This is a genomic window from Pseudomonas sp. S1(2024), assembly GCF_046557535.1.
This window is the reverse complement of sequence record NZ_JBKGFP010000001.1, coordinates 226745-246914: the sequence shown is the minus strand read 5'-3', so window position 1 is coordinate 246914 and position 20170 is coordinate 226745. Positions and strand designations below refer to the sequence as shown.

Sequence of the window (20170 nt, the reverse complement as noted above, 5' to 3'; positions counted from 1 at the left end):
TCATTGGTACTGTGGTCTCTTGGCGTTTCGTCCTTTGTCCGAGGGTTACCCCTCCTTACAGATTTCTTCCGTTGATATGGCGGCCCTGCTTCAACCAGCGAGCCGAGCCCCGCCTTCGGCAGTTCTCGAAAAACTCGATTCCATACATTCATTCGTCCCTAAGAGGCTGTATTTGCAGTAATTGCCATGGGCGCTTCGATCTCTACCAGACTATTTCCCATGATAACAAATGTCAACTGAGGGCAAAAAGCCAGCAAGTTGCATGGATAGTAGCCATCTTAAGGACTTCTACCTCAAATGCGACTGGTAAACACTCGCAGTGATCTTGATTCAAGACGGCTGCCAGAGCACTTGAATTGCCTTTTTTAACCTCAACCGCCAGTAGTCAACCAGACTTGGCTTGAGCAATACTATCAATAATCGTGAATCCTCTACCGCCCAGATTGATTCGTCGGGCGTCAGATCCTATGAGTAGCCTTGCCAATGCATTCTCTATTCAAATCTGTACCCCAGACTGCGTTTTCACCGCACCTACAGCCCATTTTGGCCAAGCTCAAAGATGCCTGCGAGGCCGAGATTGCGCGCAGAGGATTGGATCCAATTGTTTGCGATTGTTTTGCCGCCGCCGTAGGTCACAGCTATTTTCTGCCGGCCATCCTAAATACCGCTTTGGGCGATGATGTCGAGCTCCTGATCAGTGCAGAAAACCTGGAGTTTGTGGCTGCGTATGCCATGGATACCACTGATTTCGATGTGTTCTGGATGGTGATGGCGGAGGACTTCGGTGATTCGAGCTTGTTTGATTTGAACGAGCAGGTGATGGAACGCGGCCTGACTAGCCTGGTGCGTCGGATCAATTTCCAGGACGAGACCCTGCGCAGTAAGGCAGTGGCATGTCTGGCTGACAGGATATCCAGTTATTGCGGCTATCCCAGCAGCCAGGTATACACACTGGCCGACAACCAACCATGGTTGGCAGGACAACTCATCTTGGCGAGCCAAGCCCTCGGAGCGCTGGCTGAGGCGAGTGACTGCAAAATTCCCAAGCAATGGAATAAAGTGGAGATCAAGCCCAATTCCTTGAACCGGATCCTATGTGCCGATCGAGACCCTGCTATCAGGGATATCGAAACTGGTGTGCGTGGACTGGTAGAGCCACCCTCCTTGCTTTCCTCGAACGGCCTTGAGCGCATTATCGACCTGATTGTCTACAACCCAATGGTCACCCTGCAGATGAAAGGGTGGACGGTGGCACAAATTGCCCAAAGGTTGAGGCCTGGTGCAATGACCTTGCTTTCGCACTACGGCTACAAGGAGTTTGATCGGCGGCAACTGTTTCGGCAAATGCTAGTGAATGGTTTGAATGCCTACCCACGCCTGGCAACCGAGCTTTCCGCCACGGGCGATGAGCTCTGGGGCCGAAGCCCGCTTCTGGTAAATAATCCTCGGGTGAGCAGTCTGGTGAGAACCCTGGCGGGCCCGCAGGGCACTTTTGCCGATATCAACTGCGTTATGGAGCGCAGTCGTCTCATTGAAGACTATGTTGGCGCGGCCTTCCTCGACTTATACGACAGCCACCTGAGCAGGACAGCTGCGGTTCGCAGCATGGAGTTCCTGACTAAGCCCGGTGATGAGATGGCTTTGCAGCTTCTAATTGAGCAGCGCAAGCTCTTTACCGAATCGGTTGCCTACCGTTGGGCGGATATCGAGCGGCAAAGCCCTGCTTTTACCGACGATGCCTACCTAGCCCTGATCGAATACCACATAAAAGCAGTGCTGGAACACTCAAGCCTGCTGGGCTACTCGATGCATTCAGGCAAGAAACTCCTGCAGCAGCGACCCCACTTGATGCCTGAAGTGGTCGAGATCTTGTCTTCTCTCCCTGCAGCAGGGGTGAGCAGTAATCGCGTCTCACAATTGGCGGCAAGCATGGATGTGGATGCCGGGTTACTGCTAAGGCAGGAGGCGTTTCTGGCCGATCAAGTCATGCAGGCAGACCTGCTGAGTCACGAGCTGGGGTTGTGACGCATTAGGCCTAAATTGTTCTGGCGCATGACTTGTCAGGTAGAGTGGGGCGCTGTTAGATTGGTGACCCAGATATCCAAGTAGGCTATGGCTGAATTTACTTCAATCACCCGGTAAGGAAGATCAATGAAAAAGCTATTTGCAGCGCTGCTGGCGCTGCTGCCCCTGACGTCCCACGCGGACACCACTATTGTCACCGGCAATTCCTCGGTGACGATCAATGGCAAGACCTATCATGGTCGCAACGTTTCCGTCAGCGGCAACGGCAATGTGGTGGTCGACGGAGTGCGGCAAGAAGGTTCGTTGGTAGGCCTTATCACCGTGGTGGTAAATGGGGATGCCAATTCCATCTCCACACAATCCGGTGATGTTCGGGTGCAGGGCGGGGCGAAGAAGGTCAAAACCATGAGCGGTGATGTTCATGTGGCTGGCAATATTCTTGGCGATGTCAGCACGATGTCCGGCGACATTACCGCCCAGGTAATCAAAGGGGGCGCGCATTCGGAAACTGGAGACATTGGGAAAGGTTTCTGAATTGGCGGGTCAGGGTCAGAGCTTTGTGATGGCAGAAGCGTAAATCCCCAGGCATCGTTTCACCTGGGGATGAGTAGCCAAGCTTTACTTTTTGAACTCGACAGTAACGATGTAGCGCTTGGCTAGTTTGGCACTGGCGTAGTCGGTGGCGCTATGATTCCAGCCCACATAGAAAGGCGAGTATGGGTAGTCGTTGACAATATTGCTGCTTGAGATGGAATAGAAAATGTTGCCAGCAGCATCGACCATATCGATCTTGATTGATGAGAATAGCGCAGCCGAATTCTGGTTGCGATCCTCGAAGCCTATGAGTACCCGCCCACCATAGCCGAGAGAGGCATAGTTAAGTACATGCGCAGGATCAGTGCTGCTGATGAGCTTCCCGGCGTTCCCGTTGGGCATGTAACCCCACTGGGTGTCGACCTGTGCGATTGTGACCACATATTGAGCATTGGTGTAAGCCTTCGTACCTACGCTGTCTCGCGTTGACGTGGCTGCAATATTGCGGGTTTCAATTGCGGGCTCACCAACATTGCGAACAACAAGGGTTTTCTCATTTTTTTCTGTAGCCTGAACAGTGCGCTCTTGGGGCTGCTGGCAATCTGTGGCGGTTTGTTTGAAGGGAGTGCCCTGATCAATTGTGTCCGCCAGGGGGCTCCAGTTCGAACAGGCGAGCAGAGCTCCGGCATTGACCCAATCACTCACAATACTTTCCCAGGGCACCCAGTTACCACTCGGTTGCGCAGCTTTTCCAGCCTGAACTGGGGCGTTCATTCGGATGATGTTGTTTGCATGCGTCAAAGGGCTGGCAAGGAGCATAGTGGCAAGCAAGAAGCAAAATTTGACTGTTTTCATGCAAATGTCCGGAGGAATGTGTGATAGAATTTGGGCCCAAATACACGCTTGATTTTCAGAGTTTGGAAGCAATAAAGTCAATAAGCGTTTGTGAATTATTCCTAATACGCGACCGGTGAGCAGTATCTCAGTCAACTACCAACCTGGCCTCGCGCAGTAACTCATCCGCATTGAGCGCCCACATTCTCACCCACGGCCAACAAATAAGGACACGCTATGCATTAGGTTGACTGGAGGAAAGTCCGCATGATTAATCGACCTGATTACCCATCTTGCATCGGGCGTGCAACGGCGTAATAGCTTTGGACGCGTTTGCCGATGCAAGTGAAATCATGTTTGCCCGGTGGATTCCATTCGTCGGTGTCACTGTGGGCCAGATCACCCTTGCGCACATTGCCATCAAAGACGAGCTCGTAGCCTGCAGGCGGTGTCGGGAGGGAGCGTTTCGCCAAGGTCATGTCATCGTCCTATGCAGTAAATTGAAGCAGGAGCAGAAACCACCCTGCCACAGCCAGCGCAGGCCCAAAGGGTAGCGGATTTCCCAGCGAAGATCGACGGGTTTTTGTGAGCAAAAGCGCCAGCAACAGCGCCAGAACACAGGCTATCAGGAACAGCAGCGGCAGTGCTTGCCAGCCAAGCCAGGCCCCGAGCGCTGCGGCAAGCTTGAAGTCACCATTGCCCATCATCTTCATGCCGCGCATCGCCCCATAGCCCTCTGCCACGCCCCATAATGCCGCGTAAGCGAAGAAGGCGCCGTAGATACCCTCAATGGCGTCACCATGCCCTGAAGCGCGCCAGAGAAGCCCTGCCCATAGCAATGGGTACACCATGCAGTCGAGCAGCAGAAAATCACTCAGGTCAGTGTGGATCAGGGCCAGCAGGGCCCAGGTCACTCCCACGGCCACCCAGCCTTCCAGGGTCATCCCGCCGTGCGCCAGGGCTACCAGAGAAGCTGCCAGTGCCGTGATTTCCCAAGCCAGGTGATGGCGGCGTTGATCCAGCAAGGGGATCAGCAAGCGTGCTTGCCGGCGTTGCGCCCACAGCGCAGGCAGAGCGCCGGGCAACCTGCGGCTCATGACTTTGCAGCCCGCTTCATCGGCCATTTCGAGCTGCCAACGCGCTTCCAGGAAACGCACCAGTGCCGGGGCCAGCACACTGATCCCTCGACCCGCCGTTAACGCGGCCAGCGCGGCGAGCCCCCAGAGCAGGGGAATTGGAATGTTGATCATCGCGCTCCTTGTCGTCACTACACGCTGCAACGGGCAGGCAGCGGCCTGCACACCCCATGAATGTGGCAGAAATGCTAGAGCATTTAGCCTCGCTTGAGAAGGCAAAAGCACGCTTTATTCGTAAATTGACCGAATGGCGTTCTGTGCTCTATCATCAAGGCATCCACACGAAGAATTCAGACCATGAATCAGAAGACCACCGCGTCGGGCTTTACTGTGTTTTGGCGGGAGCGGCGCACCCGAATCTTGCTGGTCATCCTCATCCTGGGCTTTCTGGTGGGGCAGTGGGCGCAAGACGCCGTCCAGCGTCACCAGCAGCATGAGCGCTATGCCAAAATTGAAGAGCTGCGCTCGAAGTCCGAATACCACGATCGGATTTTGAAAGCCTACCTGTTTTGCGTGCGGGATGACGGAGAGCCGGAGTCCACGTGCATCGCGAATACCGTTCAGCTGGCAGACCTCAACGGCTACCGCAGCAGAATCAAAGAGGTGTTCGACGATGCGCACATCCCAAGTCGCTAGGGACTGCCTTCTGGCACCTGCCACGACCCAGCTGGAGCGGTTTCTGGATGTGGATGCCAGTGCACTCAAACTGGCTGAGGCCAACAAGTTGCTGAAAACTGTGCTGACCTGGGGAATTCTTGGCTTCGGCATCTTGAGCTTGATGGCCTGGGTGAGTCAAAGCTGGCTCACTCTGGCCTCACTGTTCTTCTGGATCATCATCCTGGGTTTGCACTTCATCCCGCAGGCGAAAAGGGATGTGATCCGAGCCATGAATTGCCTAATGGTGCGCATCTCGTTCCTGGATGGCGGTGAAAAACACCTGTACGTGAAGCGCATGGACAGCGTGCCATTGGGTCGGCAGGAAGTGGCTTATCAGCTCGGTCGCGATGTATTCTGAAGGTGAAAGCGGATCAGGGTGTCCGCTTTTCGACTATATGCAGGCCAATCAGCGCGAGTGCTTCGTGCTTGTTTAAAACCCCGGCTCTTTTCAGCGAAATGACCAGGCGCTCAGTTTCATCCAGCTCAACCTCGTCTCCCGACAGCCGGGTGATCACAGTCGCCAACCGATCGAGATTCGTCTCGACATATTGAATCCCGCAAAAGCTGGCGAGCGCGCCGATTTTTTCCCGCATGCTAATGGGGAGAGAAAACACCCTGGATTTTTCAACCTCGATGATGGCTTGCTGGCGCTCGCTGGAAATCGACACAAGGGCTCCGTATTTCAGAATGGGGCGGCGTTGTACGCTCTGTGCAGCGACCTGTCCGCCGCCAGCCCTCAGGCTTTGCTCAGCGTCTTCACCACCCCTGTCAGCGGCGCAAAGAACAGGCGTGGTGCTTCAGTCGCCCCGCGTTTGAACGATTGCCACAACGCCTTGATGGGCGCGTCCGACAACGGCGGCAGGGTTTTACGCTGGCGATCGACATGGTCATATTCGGCGCGGATATTCTGGGCCAGGGCGTTCAGAAATGGGGTTTTGGTGGTTTTCACAATCTTCGTGCTCCTAGAGACCAATATCGCTCTGGAGGATATTGGCGAGTAAATGCTCATTTTCCATGTTGTTGAGTATAGCGTAGTTGCCAGTGACCTGGTAAGCGAATACCCGCGCCGCATCGTGATGATTGCACACCTGTAGCAGTTGCTCAGTCGTGGCCGCCATCAGCAAGGCTTTGAGGTACACAATGGCCTTGTCCATGTCCTTGTAGTCGATTCGCTTATCGACCAGTCCCATCAGTTTGCGGTGTAGCCACATTTCATCGCTGCCGTGCGCTTGCTTGAGACGAAGCGCTTCGCCAACCGGGATGTCCAGAATCATGGCGCCCAGGAACAAATCCCCCTGGGGAATGTGTTTGCCCAGAAAATCGGCCAGCGCCGCGAGTTTGTCGGACAGTCCCTTGAGGACTTTCGGGTCTTTTTGATCGCGGTGGGTGAATACTTCGAAAGGGGGCAAATCATCGCCAGCAAACCCATGGCTTTCTCGATAGCCTTGCAATATGTCGGGGCCAACGGCAACGGCTAGATAGTCTGGATTCAGGCTCAAGGTGAGTAAATCCTGGTTAAACGCGCCCACACTGACCGATCGATTTTCCAGGTTGCCGCCCAGATTCTGCGCGATCTCATTGCACTCCACGATGCTGGTCAAGACACTGCCCATCACCAACTGGCGCAGGGCGCGGCAGTGCGCATCGACGACCGGGAAATTGCCGTTTTTCAATAACGCCTCAAACGTTGCAACCGCTTTGCTGAATTCCTGGTGGTTGTCGGCGTCAGCGCTGATCAAGGAATAGAAGTCCAGCATGCCGACAAAGTTCTGCTGGTGATTGAGCTTGCTGTTGTACAGCAGGCATTCGGGGCCATTGAGCAGCAGATATCCGAGGGTCTGATCGCTCCACGTCGCCTCAGTTGGAAATTGCCGGCTGGCGCAGTACTTCGAATGGTAGCCTTCACGGGCCTGGCTCGCGATGAGCGAACTGCCCATGGATCGAGCTACTTCGGTCACCCTTTCCAGGATCCGGGGTTGCTGGACATGATCCAGGCCACAACTGAGACCCAATGCCGCCAGGTAGCCACTCCCGGCCCCAGGGAATGCCGTGTTGAGGTCGGCCATCACACTGCAGATGCTCTGTTCATCTCCAAACAGGTTGGCCGCCTCAAGCACTGCAGCGAGGCACCGATCGGCAAAGGCCTGGCCCTGCAAAAGGTGATTCTTGTCATGATTCTTGCGAAGCTGAAAGGCTTGGCGGTATTGGCTGACCACCTCGTTGATACTGGCGCATGCTTCGCCCAGCTCACGGGCTTGTGGAGAGCAATGAAATGTTCTGGCGGTCATGAGGGGCAGTGTTCGGTCGGGATATAGTTTCATCCTAGCCCTTGCTGGCGACCCAATGCCAACGGTAATTGCTTTTAGCAGCGCTCTGGGCCACGGCCCTGGGTGCTAGCCGGAAAAAGTTGGGATGGGCCCCTGGTGCAAGGCATGCAGATAGGGTCGAGAGAACTCCCGCTCCTCATCCACATCGACCAGGCCTTTGACCGCCAGCACACCCTGGACAAAACCCATCCAGCGCGACAACTTGTCGAAAGGGTAGCGATGCGCATTTTGCATGGCTTCCGCACACAGTCGAGAGAGGTGCTCGCCGCGACATTTTTCCGGCAAGTCCTGGAGCTCGGCCATGTGACTGGCGATCAGTTTCTGGTACCGACCAAAGAGCACTTCGACGGCCTGGGCTTCAGCGATGGTAAGCATGGCCTACTCCTGTTCAACCTCAGCATCTTTCAGCACGGTCACGAGCTGATGCATGATCATGATTTTCGGCGCAGGTTCATCGCCGAGCGTGTGATGATCAATGAAGTCCTGCGCCTGGGTGATGACCCCGTCGCGGTCGGCGGGCAGCCTGAGCAAGGCGGGGTCGCGGGGTAACTTACAGCGGTTGGCGAAGTGAATGGCCCTCCCTGCGCACTGTGGTGCCTGGGCCGCCTGCGCTTCCCAGTCGGCACGTTCGTAGTCCACGTGCATATGGCACGGCATGCGTTGCTCAGCTTCCGAGGTCTGCAGAAACTCAAGGGGTGTGGAGCCCCCCAGCCAGCCGCGAGCGCTCTGCACTTTCCAGGGACATTCTCGGCAAGGGCGTTTGTGCTGTCGCTTCATGATGGGGTTCCGCTGAGTAAGGTCTTGATCATGACCCGTCCATGCGGGAAATGGAAGGGGGAGTCGATAGCTTTGTTTGCTTGCAAACAGCTGCTTGAAACTGGGTGCTGTATCAATATGCGCCATACTTGTTATGGCTCGCTTTTTCAGGGACAATTCCTGAATAACAAGCAGCCCAGCGTGGCCATAGACCGGGATTTTGTTGTGAAAGTTGACCTCAATCAGGCGCTGGCGACTGTGGTCGCCATCCTTAAGAAATTTCCAGCAGGCGCCACCCGCGCTGATGACCTGGCCCGCATGGACTCCTTGCTTCATGATCGCGAAGCCCAGAAAACAGAGTTCTACGTGGGACTGTCCAGGGCCATCGACATGACCAAGTCCCTGTGGCACCTGCTGAATGATGATGACCAGAGGGCCGTGCGCCACGCCCAATCCGATCTGTACGCGGGTATTGAGGATCAGGGGGTTGATGTGGACGTGGATGTGGATCGGGAGTTGCTACGGCGGTTGGAAGCCCATGCATTGCGCCACAACAAAAGTCTCAACCAGGTTGTTCAAGATGCACTGTCCGGCTGCGTCAGTGGCCTGACCTTTGCCATGCGTGCGTGAGGGCTCAGGCTTGCTCCACGACTCGTTGCATGACGTTCTTTAATACCCCTTTGAGGCGCACTATCCACTGTAACCGCCTACAACGGACTGGTTATCCCTGCTTTAGGGGCGGGGAAGGTCAGGCTGTTCGAGGTCAGTTATATCCATCACCGCCTTATCGGCGGCTTAGAAATGAACTTGGAGCAGGCCTCCACCCGCGACGCATCTCCCCGCCAGCAGGCGGCTTAGAAGTGCGAGGCGGATGTGCCAGCCCATGGCAATTGCCTTACCACCTTTCAGGTGGTTTAGAATTTGAACACCACGCCGTCGATAGCCTCGGTGGCATCACCACAGCAGACGGTTTAGAAAAAGGGGTAGGCACAAGCTCCTGGAGCATTCCCGTCAGCCAGGCGGCCTAGCAGGATCGACTATGCGCTTCGAAGGCTGAAACCCATGCCACGGGCAGCGCAACGAAGTTTTCCGACAAACCGATCAATGTTTATCTGGTCGCGAAACTCTGGCCAGCGCGTACCTGCGATAAAATCGGCCAGCACCGTCATCAGCAAATCGGACACCTCGGTATCCCCCCAGCCATACTCAGCCAATTTGGCGCGCTCGACGGGGTACAGGGACAGTATCTGCACAAGCTGCTCGGCACTGAGGATGATCCCGGTTTCGGCAGCAATGTGCTCGGCGGCCAGCGCCACGGTCTCTTTAGACGGAACGAGGTGTAGGTTGGCTAACGCGTGCTGCATGCGTGCTCGCTGGATGGTAATGTAGACACCATCCACCAACTCGTCATCGTCCATCAGGGAAAAACGACCTGGTTCGACAATCAACATGGTTAGCTCCGGTAGAACATTTGAGGTGTCTTCGGGACGATGCCAACGGCCCGGTCGTGGGTGTCTGAGCGTTTTCCAGGGCCTTGGGGTGGCCTGGTCTTGCATTCTCATCAACGCTTGCACCAGGCTCTCGGCAGCTCGGTGCCGGGGTTGTCTGATACTGGCCGAAGGTTTTACAAAAAGCTGGTTTTTTTTAAAGGCGCCTTGATTGATTCGTGGGGCACCTTGATGATCACTTTACATAGATATTGGGTTGTTGTCTACTGCTGGTCGTTCACTGAGCGCTGGCCCCAGCGGGACAAAGTCGCAGGTGTGCGACCCGACATCCAGACAAAGCCTGTCAGCGCCGATACCAGGGGATAGGTCAGGGCCAGTGGAATTAGGCATTTCTTCAGCTGCTGCACCGGGTGTTTCGGGCCATGGCTGCGCAGATACGCAAGTGCTGAGTTGGTGCTTGCGGCCCACACGCAGCAGGCGGTCAAGAACGTCCAGGGGCGAGCCAATGGCAGTGACCCCTGAAATGGGTGGCTGGAGCAGCGCCAGCTCCTCCTGGCGAGTACGCCTGTTGTGCAGCACGCGCATCGCGCTGCTTACGCGGCCACGCAGCGCCGAAAGCGCTTCATTATAAGCTTCACAGTCCATGGCGAATTCACATGCTCGCTCCCAACTATCAGCTCGCTGGAGGGCGTGCCAGGCATAGGCGCCGCGAGCCACGGACAGATCTGCGTATTGTTCCGGGTGCACTTGCGTACCGAGCAGGTACAACGCAAATTCTTCGTCACGTACCGCCTCGACATCCAGGTGGTGCAGGCGGTCGCTCATGAAGCTGTAAAAGTGATCGTACACCTGCTGTTGGGGCAGATGTGACAGTTCGGGGTACATGGCCACCAGCTTTAGCGCTTCGGCATTTTCTTCCGCGCTCTCTGGCGCTTGAAGGTCGGTCGTGAAGTCGGGTTTCGGCAGCTCGCGGGTTACAAGCAAAGCCCAGATAGCAGGCAGGTCTGAGTCAGGGAGATTCAGAAGTGCATTACGCTCTGCCTCCCAATCACGGGTAAGGGTAGCTACCGCGCTGTACAACTCCTGATTGAAAGCGCTCAAGCCAGGTTCAAATCGGGCCGAGCTCAAATCACTGGGGCATTCCTGCCGGGAGGCGTTGACAGCAAACGCCGGCTTTGCAGGCAAATCCAGGGTCAGTGGCGCGTTGAATTGCAGCCATTGGCCATCGTACTGAAAGTCGCCTGTGCTGGCGATCGACCGCCCGATCAGGATATCGGCCAAAGCCCGTTGCGCATCGACGGGGCTTAAGAACAGTGCTGGAATACGAGCTTCCAGCGCGTCATGCTGCACACAGAAGCCCCCCTCAATGCGTTCGACGACATATCCGATCGGCACTACTTGGTACTGACTGACAGCAATAACAGGGTCAACCCAGGATTTGACCATCAATGCCATGACCGCCTCCGGCGAGGTTTCCGGATCGACAGCCTGCTCCCGCACTTGCTCAAGCAGCCGATTGAACACGAACACCTGCTCACCCCGCACCAGGTAGCGTGCGTTGGGTACGCCAGGCAATCGTAGCAGCGCTCGCTCAAGCTGGTGATTTCCACCCAATGTCCGCCAATACTCATCGACTACCACGATTTTTTGAACAGGAGCGACCTGATCGCTGGCTTGAGACATGAAGGCGGACTCCGGGTGGCTGAATGACTGTTCCGCACTATATCGTGTTAATCGTATATTGCAAGCGGCATTGCTTTCCTGCACGCCGCCGTTTCAGTTCCGGGACAGGTGGGCATTGGTTGTCGATCATTCCATTTTGGCCAGGCGATCACGCGTCATCTGCTGGCGACGCAATTCATCCCGGCGATTAAGTGCTTCTTCCACTTCAATTTTGCGCAGAATGAGGTCTGGGGCCAGTCCTCGCAGGTGCCAGCGCAGCCCCCTGGCTAAAGCAGCCGGCTCCCTGATCCTTCGCTCTAGAAAGGGCAGCACGGGATCGTCGGCCAGTGCCCGCTGCAGCTCGGCAAGGGGCTTTAGCGTATGGGTGTCCCGCCCGCTCGCAAGACCCACCAGGTCTTCGAAGGTTGCGCGGGCATCGAGCCTGTTCAGGCGGGCAACTTCCTTGCGCACCAAGCGCTCCTGCTCCAACAGCGCCGCCCTTGGCAGCTTGGGCCATTCAGGGATGTAGGGGATTGGCACCCGGTCGAGCTGATAGCGACGCGCCGTCAAGTCAAGATCATTTGCAGCCCAGTCATCCAGGATCAGCAGGAACATGTGGTTGAATTCATGTGCCCAGCCTCTGGAGAGGGTTGGAATAACCGAGTTATCCAGGTTGTACCAGCCGAGGGCATTCCAAACCGTCTCAAGGTCGGCAGGCACGGTGTCCGCAAACTTGATGAAGGCTGGGGCGCCCAACGGGTGGTCAGATCCCTGGCGGGCTTCGAGAACAATGTAGCCTTGATCACACAGGGCTTGCACATAGCTGGCAATCCGAGCATCAATCATCAGGACAATCCCAGTAGTCAACACGACCTCGCGTTGCGCTATCTGTTCGTGCGGCACTTTAAAATGGCTGCGCCAGTTTGGGCAAAACCGGAAATGGGTGACAAATTTGCCGAGAAACTTCTGCGAGTACTGGGCCTGTTCAACCATCGCCTGATATTCATCACCCGACGCTTCAATCAGCAGCCGCACGAGGCCTGCGTCTGGCCCGTGAGGCACTGGATCGTAAACGTTGAGGCTGCAGGCCAGTCCGTCCACAGTGGTAAATTCCAGGTCGTTGCGTTTGAGGGATAGCATGAGTGAGTCTGCCTTGCCAAAGCCTGCTGGCCAGATTCACCCTGCACGTCAAGATGATGGAATATGTGATAATCCAGGCATCGGTTGATTTTATGCAAAACCGTGAATACTGACGATCAGAGCTATTTAATTATTTTTATTGTTGTTAGTGGAATATAGCCCTGCAACGCAGTTTGTTCAATAACACTGTCCAAACACTAATAAAACAAAAGCGTTTTGCAAAATGGCAATAAAGTTATATAGGCAATATAAAAGTATTGCCTGATTTGTGATTTATCAAAATATTGATAGATTTCGACGGAGCGGCTAGACTGCTTGCCTACCTATTGACCTCATGGAGGCCTGTCGTATGTCAGATTCTGTGCAACATCCTTCACCACTACCCATTTTCGAAGTGATTTCCCAGCAGGGTAATCGCCGCTTCTTCAGTCAGTCGGATGCGCAGTCCATGAAGGCCTTGCTTGATCAGTACCCAGGCATGATGGGCCCTGGCGTGGCCGGTGAGTCTTCAATTGAAATGCTCGAAGGTGATCGGGCCTGGCAATTCGATTACGTGATTAGCTTCATGAACGAGTTCTACCGTTCGCGGTGGTGTTCGGGGGGGCTCTGCGGCTGTATGGGATGCGCCAACGGATCCGGGGGATTGGCTGCACTGGGGTTTACTAAGGAGGACTGGTTGGCCTGGCGATCGCGGCAAATCCAGTTCATTGGCCTGCATAACGTCAGCTAATCGGCATTATAGTGCATAATTCTTTTGCGCTTCGCTGAAAATCAGCATTATAATGCCGTTTTATAGACCGGACTGACATCCTCACATGCCCGGCGATGGCTCATTAACCAGCTTTTTGGTGCGGGCCATCAATTGCGGGACGAAGAAGTTCACCATGCGCACCTGGTCAATCAACATGGATTTTGCCAGTTCGTAAAAGGACTTCTGCTCAGGGAACAGCTTGCGGGCAGTCTTGGCCATCGGCAGGAAATAATCATCCACTTCTTTAGCGTAGGCGAGCATTTTTTCATTGGAAAACACGCCTGTCATGGTGGACAGGTTGTGGAGCCTGTCGATCAATTTCGCTACCGAGGCGACAGGGCAGTGCGCCATTTCCTGGAAATACTGTTCTTTGGAAATTTCCACCCCATCACGGTATTTGGACAGCCTGACGCTGTAGGTGACCACCTCTGGGAATTGCGCCTGCAGAACCGCTTTGCTTTCGGGAAAATCCTCGACCAGGTCGTGCGCCAGGATCGCCAGGTAGACCGATGCCGGCGAGGTGAGGTTGAGGTGCTGGGTGATGGCGACACCGAGAATGCTGAGCTGATGGTAAAACTCAGGAGTTACCCCATCCTTACGCGTGCCGCTGTGGTAGTGGGCGGCCAGCTCCATGAGTTCCAAGACGCGATTGTACTGGGGATCTTCTTTCGCCATATCCGTCAGGCTAGCGCGAATGGTTGAGCGCAGCTTTACAAAATCAGTGGTATTCATCAGGCAGTTTCCGGCAGATGGGTGTTTTTGCATTACACCATTGGAATTGGGTCTGTGAAAACCCCGCTAACCAATAAACCTGAAAATTGGGAGACCCAGGTTAACTGCCGTTGCTAGCAATCATCCGCCGCCGCCGACGCACAAAAAAGCCCCTGAAGGGGCCTTTTGCATTGGATATCGCCTATCGGACAGGCGACTGGGGGTCTTGCGCCGCTTTTTGGGCCAAATAATCAATCATCGCTTGCGCCCCTGCCGAGGTTTTGGATTGACCCCCTTGTGCGTTAGGCAAGCAGGATTCGCAGGGGTAGACGGCGCAGACTGTTTTTCAGAGTTCATGGGCAGTGCTCCTGAATTGGGGGGTGGTAAGAGTATACACCGATCGCTGTAAGGCACCGGAACCTTTACCTTATTGATCCGCTAGGGCCTCCAGAAATGGCGATCCCTGGGTGATCTCTATATAGCTGCCATGTGGCTGGTAGAGCATGTGTAGTGTGCTGGCTCGCCCATCGGCAGGGTGCTGCACACACTCGCCAGGCCAGTTGCCATCAATCACTGCGAGACCCAGCTGGGGGTGTCGGGCCGCGATCACCCAGTGCCAATCACGCGGGCTGACATGTTCACCACAACCTCCCACCTTCAAGATGGCCAGCGCCGGCAGGCAATCCCAGTCCCGCCACTTGCCCAAACGGGTGTCGAGGCCCGCTATGGTCAGGGCCGCCCGCAGCTCCTTGTAGTTCGTGCCATACCCCGAGCGGTTAGGCCTGGGCCCACCATAGCCCAGTCGATCAAAAATCGCCTGAGCCTGCTCGTAGCCAGTGCCCGCGATACCTGCCAGGGCGGCGATGCCGCAATCACCATTGCCTCGCTGTGCCACCCGTGGCGGAAGGCGGGTAACGCAAGGAGCGCTTTTGGAGTCAAAGACCAAGATCGGCCTCCAGTTTCCACGTCAGCAGGGTGTCTTTACCCGCGTTTTTCACTAGGTCGTCATCGATCAGTGCGCCGACCAGCATGGCAGAATCTGGATCATTGACCCTGGCGGCAAGCTTTCGGGGCTGCAGTTGGTAATAGGCGACAATCGTGGCGGCATACGCCTTCAAAGCCTCCCGCAGATTGGTACCGTCCGATCGGTTGGTGTAGTCCAGGGTCATCAGGGGGGACAGGGCCATCAGTCGTGGCAGGGGCTTTTCCTGCGGCTGCGCCATCGGTTTCAGATCAGGGGTTAGGGCGCGGGTCAGTTCAATCATCATATTGAATTGAAGCGGCGAAAAGTACATGCCCACCACGCGCTCAGCCGTGGCGGCGATTTTGTCCAAGCTGGCGGGGGTCTTTAAGGCAGGGTAAGATTCTGGATACTGATCCAGGTAGCGGCTGGCAAAATCTCGAATCCCCTTGAGCAGCGTATTATTTTCGCTTTCGTCGCTGTACACCGTGAACTGCTCGATCAGCTTTAGATAAGTGTTTGCAGGCACGTGTGGAATATGCCCATAGACAATCGACGGATCGGGGTTTTCGTTCAGTGCTTTCAACACCGCCAGGTTGTTCTTCAGGGCCCTACCTGGGTCGAGGACATAAATGACCAGCGCAGCATCCCTTAACGACGGGATGGCAAGGGGGGAGCGGGCAATGATTTCCATCAGCTCCACGCCTGACTGAAAGTTCGGGGAGGGCGCAAAGTAGCCAATGCGTTTAGCGATTTCGCCATACTGCTCCGCCTCCGACTTGGCGGGTCTAGGGGCCTGTTGCACCGCCTGCCTCATGGTTTTCAACGTCTCTTCCATCTGCAGCAACAGGTCTGGATCTTTGGCCACTCGCGCCAGCATAGCGCCACTGGTGCTGTGGTTTTCCATCATGAAGTAGATTTCAATCAGCGGCCTGTCTTCCAGCGGGGCCGTGGTTGCAATGGAATCGACCAGGCTGTGCGCCGCCTCGGCCAGCCCACCGCAGAAAAACCGAAAGGCCAGGAGCGCCCGCAGGGTTTCGGGCAGAAAGTGGTACTCCAGGTCATTCTCGCGATAGTCCCGGCGAATGGCCTTCTGACGACCCTCATCGGCGAGCACTTCCTGGATGATTTCTGCAGCTTCCTGGTAGCCGAGTAGATCAACCAGGTGCTGGAGATCAGCTTTGCGTTTGGGCTGTGTCAGGGCACGAAACGCCCAAGCCACCGGATCTTCTCCGGCGATCAGGCTGCCGAGGTAGTCCACGGGCTTTGGCTTGATGAAGTTGAACATCGGTGTTATAGCCCCAACTCTGATTGAAGGATGGATTCTAAATCGCTGGCCCGCAGACGGTCAGTCAGACCTGGAATATCTGAAGTCACCAGCCCCAAAAACCTGAGGTCGACCAAGGAGATATCCACCTGATTGGCTAAGGCCTCTATCACGCTGGTCTTGAAGTGGTGATGGGCGGCCATCGCACCCTGGAATAGCGGGGCATACGGGGCGCCCATGAGGTTGCGCCCCTGCAGTTGCAGGATCGGCTCGAACAGGTTGATCACACTGGTTGGCTGATAGTGGCTCCAGGCGCCTGGGTGGGCACCGATTGCCTTGATTGCCTTGATAGAAGATTGCGTCGACAATGATTGAGTTTCCAGCACCTCATCCAGGGCCTGCAAATGCCCATGCCCGGCGTGGATCAATGCCTCGACCAACGGCGCATCGTGGTGCACACGCTGCGCTAGCTGGCGCTTCACGACAGAGCCATAGTGTGCGGTGAAATACTCAAGGGACGCCTGTATCTCCACAGCGTTATGGCCGGCAAATGCCAGAACGGGCCCCTTGGCAAAGATCGGATGAGCATCAGCCTCAGGCACCCAGCTGCTGCCTTCACCAAAAACTTCTCGCAGGTGGTCAGGGCTGATCGACAACGCGTTATACAACACTTGGTTGACCGTGGCCTCCATCTGTTCTGTACGCACATGGCGCCTGAGCACCAGGGGCGCCCGTGCACGCACGAGGCTGGCAATGGCGTTGGCCGGCAACCCTTGATTGATCATCAGGAATACCGGGTCGTAGATACTCAACGCAATCACATGCTGCGTATGATCACGGCGCACTTCGGCATCATCCCACTTGAACGCAATCACCTGGTGCAGTTTGGTCAGCGCCTGTTCGAACAGGACGTCATCATGGCTACCCAGCACCACCAGCTGGTGTCGTTCAGCCGCCGTCAGCTGACTGGGATTGATGTCAGGTGGAAGCAGCTCGCCGTAAAGAGCGTGATGCAGTGAATCATGGGCAATCCAGAGCAGATCCGGACGAGGCGAGCATACCCCACCGTACTGATACATGTCCTGCTCCAAGGTTTGGATTGATCGGGGCAGGACAGAGACCAGCAAGCTGATGGCCTTGAAGCGCGCTTCCAGCGGCGTATCATGGACAAACCATGCGGTGACTGCGTGGATGCCATGGTAAATGGCCCTGCCAATGACATCCACCACGTCCACGGTATCCAGCTCGGAGTTGGCAAACGCTGAAAGATTTCCGCCTGAAGCACAGTAAGCATGAATAAAATTGATGTCTTTGATGAACGCCCCTTCGATGGCCATCTGGAAGAAAGGGATACGCCGGGGGTTTGCCAGGTGTGCTTGCACATAGGGCTCGAACAAGTTTCCCCGCACGAAGCTGACCAAGTCTGGATACGCGCTAAGGCTGGCACCCTGGTCATCAATGAATTGGTTGATCGCGCTGCAGATGTCTTGTGCCCGCACCTGCTCCTGGGTGGACAGCCCATTCAGCAGGTCTTGCGAAAACAGGCTCCTCATTTTGACCATTCTCCAAAGTATGCAGGACGACCTTCACGTTACATTGTTATTCGCCCGCGCTTTCTTACGCAGGGAGCGGTTCTTGGCCGCAATTGGGTTGGTGCCACGCATGGAGGTGTTGAGCGCCAGGTGGTCACTTTTGCTTAGTATGACCTCATCACGCACGATCGCGCCAAGCGTCATTCGCATCCCAAACTTGTTCAGGATGCTATTGAGGGTATTGATGGTGGGATTGGCCTTGTCGTTTTCCAGCTGGTACAGCGCCTTCGTCGACATCTGGCACATTTTGGCGAAAGTGGTCTGATCGAACCCCGTGACCTCGATCCGCAACCGGCGAATGGAGGTGCCCAGCGTCTGCCTACCCAGGACATTTTCCTTGAGGATATCTTCGATCAGCATTTGGCGCTGTTCGGGACGGAGGTGGTTCATCGCAGCCCCCATTCTGTCAGTCGTTTGTCCAATTCATTGAGGGGGATGTTCCGCGATGCCTTGACCTCCTCGGGCAGCTCGCTCAAGAGCCCAGGCAGAGCGCGGAATGTTTCGGCGCTTGTTTTCAGGTGTGTCATGAGCCGATCGGGCGCCACAAGCTCCCGAAGATCTACGCAAATTTTCCCCCAGTCGGGATTGCCTTTGCGTTCGGCATCCCACTTGGTGGCGCGAGTGACCCCCTCTGCGTCCAGCACCATCGGCGCCAGGTCGTAGATCGGAGCAAGCTGAAAACGCCCCTCCGTTCGGAAAATAGCGCTGTTGCGACCGTGGTTATCCGAATTGCCCAGTATTTTGTTCAGCAGGTCGCGCCGAACGTATTCGAACACGAGCCCCTCGATTTCGTCACCCTGCCCATTCTGGCGCCAGAGCTTGGCCAATGCATATAACACCGCCTCGTGATCCATGCGCTGACCTTGCTCCTTGACGTTGCAGACCGAATAGATGGACTCCATGGCAATACGCTCAACGCGGCCATTCACCACGCGGCGGTCAAACCGAGGCATCCACAGGCTGGGCTTTTCAGCCTCGCACAATTGCATCCTGGCCACCGGCACCGTGTCCAACCCCAGCTGGGCGATGGCCTTGTAATATTGGTACTCAGCCCTGAGAATCGCCTTGTCGGTCTCGGTCACCTTGTTGCGGGCAAACTTGATCAGCCAGTGGTGCTGCGCCTGGGCGTCAGGAAGCATCGCATCTGCGTAGAGCTTGCCTTGCGCATCTTCAACCATTAACAGCTTGGGCGCCTCGCCTTGAGCACCAGTAGCCCCACCCAGGGCGGCCCCGGCTTCGTAGGCGTACTCCAGGAACTCATTGGTTCTCTCAACGACCTCGTGCTGATCAAATGCTTCAAGGGCCCCGGCCTTGAGGTGTTCGACAGACTCCTTTACGCGCAGGTGGCCAATTGGAGAGGGGGTGCAGCGCTTGAAGAGGTAGAACAGCATATCCAACCCTTCAGTATTCTCCCCGCCGAAGCGCTTGACCAACGAGCGATACGCCGCCCCGGCAGGAATGATGTCATACACAAATGCCGGGTAGCCGGTATCCCGATGGGCATCCCAGGCCAGCGGCAGGTTGACACTCACTGCAGGCTCCAGCCGTGTTTCCAGCTGGTCGATGAAGTCCACCAGGTAGCCACCGTCATAGGCGGTGGAGCATGCCCCCACCATCACCTTTTGCGGGTTCTCGATGGTCAGTAACAGCGCATCACGCCACTGGCCTTGGACAAAGGTTTGAATCGTGAGCTGATCAGTCATGGCGATGTCGATACCGGAACTTTAATACTGCTTATGGTATGCTAAACCGAAACAAGCGGCAATATAGTTCTGCTTTTTGCGCGGTCGAAGAAATAATCAGTATTTTAGTGCCGAATATAAGTGACCATTTCATCGAAAGGAACGTTTCCATGACCTCATCCGTTCAAGATACCAACCTGTTGACTGCACCTTTTCCAAGCCAGGCCGTGCAGGCCCTGAACACCTTTCAGACTCACACATCAGGCGGCTTCTTAGGCCATCCCTATACCTGCGCGAACCGAGGTGATGGCTACCATGGTGAGGAGGGCGGGGATCTCGGGGTATTGATTGCTACGGAAGAGGGCTGGGTTTGTCCGCATTGCAGCTACACGCAACAGACAGCCCACAAGATGATGGTGGACACGGGCAGTGCCGCGCAACGGGATGTATTTAGGGGGCTTGTCAAATCCACCCAGTTGCGCGATCTGTTGAAGCAACGGATTGATGCGTACCAGGCACTGCAGACCCGCCACCCGGCTGCACCAGGGGTTGCGGTGATGTTGATGAGCCTCAGGGGCAAATGGGCGCAGCTGGGCGCTGAGTCAGCGGAGTAACCCGCATTCAGCCCAAGGTTGGGGCAACAAGCCTTGGCTGCAGTGCGTGCCGAAGCCTTGTTCCTAAACTGCA

The 20170-nt window shown here is 55.7% G+C and carries 24 protein-coding genes; 7 read left to right on the top strand and 17 right to left on the bottom strand.

Annotation, left to right across the window (positions count from 1 at the left end; all coding sequences use genetic code 11):
• Positions 1–543 precede the first annotated feature (543 nt).
• Both ACLCGK_RS01295 and ACLCGK_RS01290 read left to right on the top strand, forming a co-directional pair.
• Entirely contained in the window at positions 544–2025 is a 1482-nt protein-coding gene (locus ACLCGK_RS01295) for a hypothetical protein (protein ID WP_410950959.1), read from the top strand.
• 126 nt (positions 2026–2151) lie between these two features.
• Positions 2152–2559 carry a hypothetical protein gene (locus ACLCGK_RS01290; protein ID WP_410950958.1) on the top strand — a complete coding sequence of 136 codons (408 nt, stop codon included), beginning with the start codon at positions 2152–2154 and terminating at the stop codon, positions 2557–2559.
• Between the two features lie 84 nt (positions 2560–2643).
• On the opposite strand, the gene ACLCGK_RS01285 is transcribed toward ACLCGK_RS01290, so the two are convergent.
• The 3 genes from ACLCGK_RS01285 to ACLCGK_RS01275 form a co-directional block, all read right to left on the bottom strand.
• The gene (locus tag ACLCGK_RS01285) at positions 2644–3414 is read right to left on the bottom strand and encodes a hypothetical protein (protein WP_410950957.1); all 771 of its coding nucleotides are present in this window, start codon (positions 3412–3414) and stop codon (positions 2644–2646) included.
• 263 nt (positions 3415–3677) lie between these two features.
• Positions 3678–3872, bottom strand: coding sequence for a hypothetical protein (locus ACLCGK_RS01280; RefSeq protein ID WP_056799067.1), 195 nt, complete (start codon positions 3870–3872; stop codon positions 3678–3680).
• 9 nt (positions 3873–3881) lie between these two features.
• On the bottom strand, positions 3882–4643 hold the full coding sequence (locus ACLCGK_RS01275; protein WP_056799064.1) for a prepilin peptidase: 762 nt from the start codon (positions 4641–4643) through the stop codon (positions 3882–3884).
• Positions 4644–4826: 183 nt separating this feature from the next.
• Here ACLCGK_RS01275 and ACLCGK_RS01270 point away from each other — a divergent pair, with 183 nt between their 5' ends.
• Positions 4827–5165, top strand: coding sequence for a hypothetical protein (locus ACLCGK_RS01270; RefSeq protein ID WP_056799061.1), 339 nt, complete (start codon positions 4827–4829; stop codon positions 5163–5165).
• A complete protein-coding gene (locus ACLCGK_RS01265; RefSeq protein WP_410950956.1) occupies positions 5143–5544 on the top strand; it encodes a hypothetical protein in 402 nt (133 codons plus the stop codon). The genes ACLCGK_RS01270 and ACLCGK_RS01265 overlap by 23 nt, the downstream gene beginning before the upstream one ends.
• Positions 5545–5557: 13 nt before the next feature.
• On the opposite strand, the gene ACLCGK_RS01260 is transcribed toward ACLCGK_RS01265, so the two are convergent.
• The 5 genes from ACLCGK_RS01260 to ACLCGK_RS01240 all read right to left on the bottom strand — a co-directional run bounded on the left by ACLCGK_RS01260 (position 5558) and on the right by ACLCGK_RS01240 (position 8290).
• The gene (locus ACLCGK_RS01260; protein WP_410950955.1) at positions 5558–5854 is read right to left on the bottom strand and encodes a hypothetical protein; all 297 of its coding nucleotides are present in this window, start codon (positions 5852–5854) and stop codon (positions 5558–5560) included.
• Positions 5855–5922: 68 nt separating this feature from the next.
• Entirely contained in the window at positions 5923–6135 is a 213-nt protein-coding gene (locus ACLCGK_RS01255) for a hypothetical protein (RefSeq protein WP_410950954.1), read from the bottom strand.
• Positions 6136–6148: 13 nt separating this feature from the next.
• Positions 6149–7474 carry a hypothetical protein gene (locus tag ACLCGK_RS01250; protein ID WP_410950953.1) on the bottom strand — a complete coding sequence of 442 codons (1326 nt, stop codon included), beginning with the start codon at positions 7472–7474 and terminating at the stop codon, positions 6149–6151.
• Between the two features lie 105 nt (positions 7475–7579).
• Positions 7580–7888 carry a hypothetical protein gene (locus tag ACLCGK_RS01245; RefSeq protein WP_056799046.1) on the bottom strand — a complete coding sequence of 103 codons (309 nt, stop codon included), beginning with the start codon at positions 7886–7888 and terminating at the stop codon, positions 7580–7582.
• 3 nt (positions 7889–7891) lie between these two features.
• Positions 7892–8290, bottom strand: a complete 399-nt coding sequence (locus ACLCGK_RS01240) for a hypothetical protein (protein ID WP_410950952.1) — start codon at positions 8288–8290, stop codon at positions 7892–7894.
• A gap of 30 nt (positions 8291–8320) precedes the next feature.
• Here ACLCGK_RS01240 and ACLCGK_RS01235 point away from each other — a divergent pair, with 30 nt between their 5' ends.
• The gene (locus tag ACLCGK_RS01235; RefSeq protein WP_410950951.1) at positions 8321–8899 is read left to right on the top strand and encodes a hypothetical protein; all 579 of its coding nucleotides are present in this window, start codon (positions 8321–8323) and stop codon (positions 8897–8899) included.
• 407 nt (positions 8900–9306) lie between these two features.
• Here the strand turns inward: ACLCGK_RS01235 and ACLCGK_RS01230 are convergent, their stop codons facing one another.
• From ACLCGK_RS01230 to ACLCGK_RS01220, 3 genes are all read right to left on the bottom strand, one after another.
• Positions 9307–9720, bottom strand: coding sequence for a hypothetical protein (locus ACLCGK_RS01230; RefSeq protein WP_410950950.1), 414 nt, complete (start codon positions 9718–9720; stop codon positions 9307–9309).
• 237 nt (positions 9721–9957) lie between these two features.
• Positions 9958–11400, bottom strand: a complete 1443-nt coding sequence (locus tag ACLCGK_RS01225; RefSeq protein ID WP_410950949.1) for a hypothetical protein — start codon at positions 11398–11400, stop codon at positions 9958–9960.
• Between the two features lie 126 nt (positions 11401–11526).
• Complete coding sequence (locus ACLCGK_RS01220; RefSeq protein ID WP_410950948.1) at positions 11527–12519, bottom strand: hypothetical protein; 993 nt, start codon at positions 12517–12519, stop codon at positions 11527–11529.
• A gap of 349 nt (positions 12520–12868) precedes the next feature.
• On the opposite strand from ACLCGK_RS01220, the gene ACLCGK_RS01215 reads away from it, so the two are divergent.
• Positions 12869–13249, top strand: a complete 381-nt coding sequence (locus ACLCGK_RS01215; protein ID WP_156675935.1) for a hypothetical protein — start codon at positions 12869–12871, stop codon at positions 13247–13249.
• A gap of 81 nt (positions 13250–13330) precedes the next feature.
• Here ACLCGK_RS01215 and ACLCGK_RS01210 read toward each other — a convergent pair whose 3' ends face one another.
• From ACLCGK_RS01210 to ACLCGK_RS01185, 6 genes are all read right to left on the bottom strand, one after another.
• A complete protein-coding gene (locus ACLCGK_RS01210) occupies positions 13331–14002 on the bottom strand; it encodes a hypothetical protein (protein ID WP_410950947.1) in 672 nt (223 codons plus the stop codon).
• A 406-nt stretch (positions 14003–14408) separates the two neighbouring features.
• The gene (locus tag ACLCGK_RS01205; RefSeq protein WP_410950946.1) at positions 14409–14927 is read right to left on the bottom strand and encodes a hypothetical protein; all 519 of its coding nucleotides are present in this window, start codon (positions 14925–14927) and stop codon (positions 14409–14411) included.
• Positions 14917–16230 carry a hypothetical protein gene (locus ACLCGK_RS01200; RefSeq protein ID WP_410950945.1) on the bottom strand — a complete coding sequence of 438 codons (1314 nt, stop codon included), beginning with the start codon at positions 16228–16230 and terminating at the stop codon, positions 14917–14919. The genes ACLCGK_RS01205 and ACLCGK_RS01200 overlap by 11 nt, the downstream gene beginning before the upstream one ends.
• A 5-nt stretch (positions 16231–16235) precedes the next feature.
• Complete coding sequence (locus ACLCGK_RS01195) at positions 16236–17762, bottom strand: hypothetical protein (protein WP_410950944.1); 1527 nt, start codon at positions 17760–17762, stop codon at positions 16236–16238.
• Positions 17763–17795: 33 nt separating this feature from the next.
• On the bottom strand, positions 17796–18191 hold the full coding sequence (locus ACLCGK_RS01190) for a helix-turn-helix domain-containing protein (RefSeq protein ID WP_410950943.1): 396 nt from the start codon (positions 18189–18191) through the stop codon (positions 17796–17798).
• Entirely contained in the window at positions 18188–19504 is a 1317-nt protein-coding gene (locus ACLCGK_RS01185) for a type II toxin-antitoxin system HipA family toxin (RefSeq protein ID WP_410950942.1), read from the bottom strand. Before ACLCGK_RS01185 ends, ACLCGK_RS01190 begins: the two co-directional genes overlap by 4 nt.
• 149 nt (positions 19505–19653) lie before the next feature.
• Here ACLCGK_RS01185 and ACLCGK_RS01180 point away from each other — a divergent pair, with 149 nt between their 5' ends.
• Positions 19654–20097 (top strand): hypothetical protein, encoded by a 444-nt coding sequence (locus ACLCGK_RS01180; RefSeq protein WP_410950941.1) that lies wholly within the window; start codon positions 19654–19656, stop codon positions 20095–20097.
• Positions 20098–20170: the final 73 nt, after the last annotated feature.

Coding starts and splice junctions, on each gene's coding strand:
- ACLCGK_RS01225 (WP_410950949.1), bottom strand. CDS start 11,400: ATGTCTCAAGCCAGCGATCAGGTCGCTCCTGTTCAAAAAATCGTGGTA.
- ACLCGK_RS01245 (WP_056799046.1), bottom strand. CDS start 7,888: ATGCTTACCATCGCTGAAGCCCAGGCCGTCGAAGTGCTCTTTGGTCGG.
- ACLCGK_RS01275 (WP_056799064.1), bottom strand. CDS start 4,643: ATGATCAACATTCCAATTCCCCTGCTCTGGGGGCTCGCCGCGCTGGCC.
- ACLCGK_RS01250 (WP_410950953.1), bottom strand. CDS start 7,474: ATGACCGCCAGAACATTTCATTGCTCTCCACAAGCCCGTGAGCTGGGC.
- ACLCGK_RS01240 (WP_410950952.1), bottom strand. CDS start 8,290: ATGAAGCGACAGCACAAACGCCCTTGCCGAGAATGTCCCTGGAAAGTG.
- ACLCGK_RS01195 (WP_410950944.1), bottom strand. CDS start 17,762: ATGAGGAGCCTGTTTTCGCAAGACCTGCTGAATGGGCTGTCCACCCAG.
- ACLCGK_RS01265 (WP_410950956.1), top strand. CDS start 5,143: ATGCGCACATCCCAAGTCGCTAGGGACTGCCTTCTGGCACCTGCCACG.
- ACLCGK_RS01215 (WP_156675935.1), top strand. CDS start 12,869: ATGTCAGATTCTGTGCAACATCCTTCACCACTACCCATTTTCGAAGTG.
- ACLCGK_RS01280 (WP_056799067.1), bottom strand. CDS start 3,872: ATGACCTTGGCGAAACGCTCCCTCCCGACACCGCCTGCAGGCTACGAG.
- ACLCGK_RS01220 (WP_410950948.1), bottom strand. CDS start 12,519: ATGCTATCCCTCAAACGCAACGACCTGGAATTTACCACTGTGGACGGA.
- ACLCGK_RS01185 (WP_410950942.1), bottom strand. CDS start 19,504: ATGACTGATCAGCTCACGATTCAAACCTTTGTCCAAGGCCAGTGGCGT.
- ACLCGK_RS01270 (WP_056799061.1), top strand. CDS start 4,827: ATGAATCAGAAGACCACCGCGTCGGGCTTTACTGTGTTTTGGCGGGAG.
- ACLCGK_RS01190 (WP_410950943.1), bottom strand. CDS start 18,191: ATGAACCACCTCCGTCCCGAACAGCGCCAAATGCTGATCGAAGATATC.
- ACLCGK_RS01235 (WP_410950951.1), top strand. CDS start 8,321: ATGACCCGTCCATGCGGGAAATGGAAGGGGGAGTCGATAGCTTTGTTT.
- ACLCGK_RS01200 (WP_410950945.1), bottom strand. CDS start 16,230: ATGTTCAACTTCATCAAGCCAAAGCCCGTGGACTACCTCGGCAGCCTG.
- ACLCGK_RS01230 (WP_410950950.1), bottom strand. CDS start 9,720: ATGTTGATTGTCGAACCAGGTCGTTTTTCCCTGATGGACGATGACGAG.
- ACLCGK_RS01210 (WP_410950947.1), bottom strand. CDS start 14,002: ATGAATACCACTGATTTTGTAAAGCTGCGCTCAACCATTCGCGCTAGC.
- ACLCGK_RS01290 (WP_410950958.1), top strand. CDS start 2,152: ATGAAAAAGCTATTTGCAGCGCTGCTGGCGCTGCTGCCCCTGACGTCC.
- ACLCGK_RS01180 (WP_410950941.1), top strand. CDS start 19,654: ATGACCTCATCCGTTCAAGATACCAACCTGTTGACTGCACCTTTTCCA.
- ACLCGK_RS01285 (WP_410950957.1), bottom strand. CDS start 3,414: ATGAAAACAGTCAAATTTTGCTTCTTGCTTGCCACTATGCTCCTTGCC.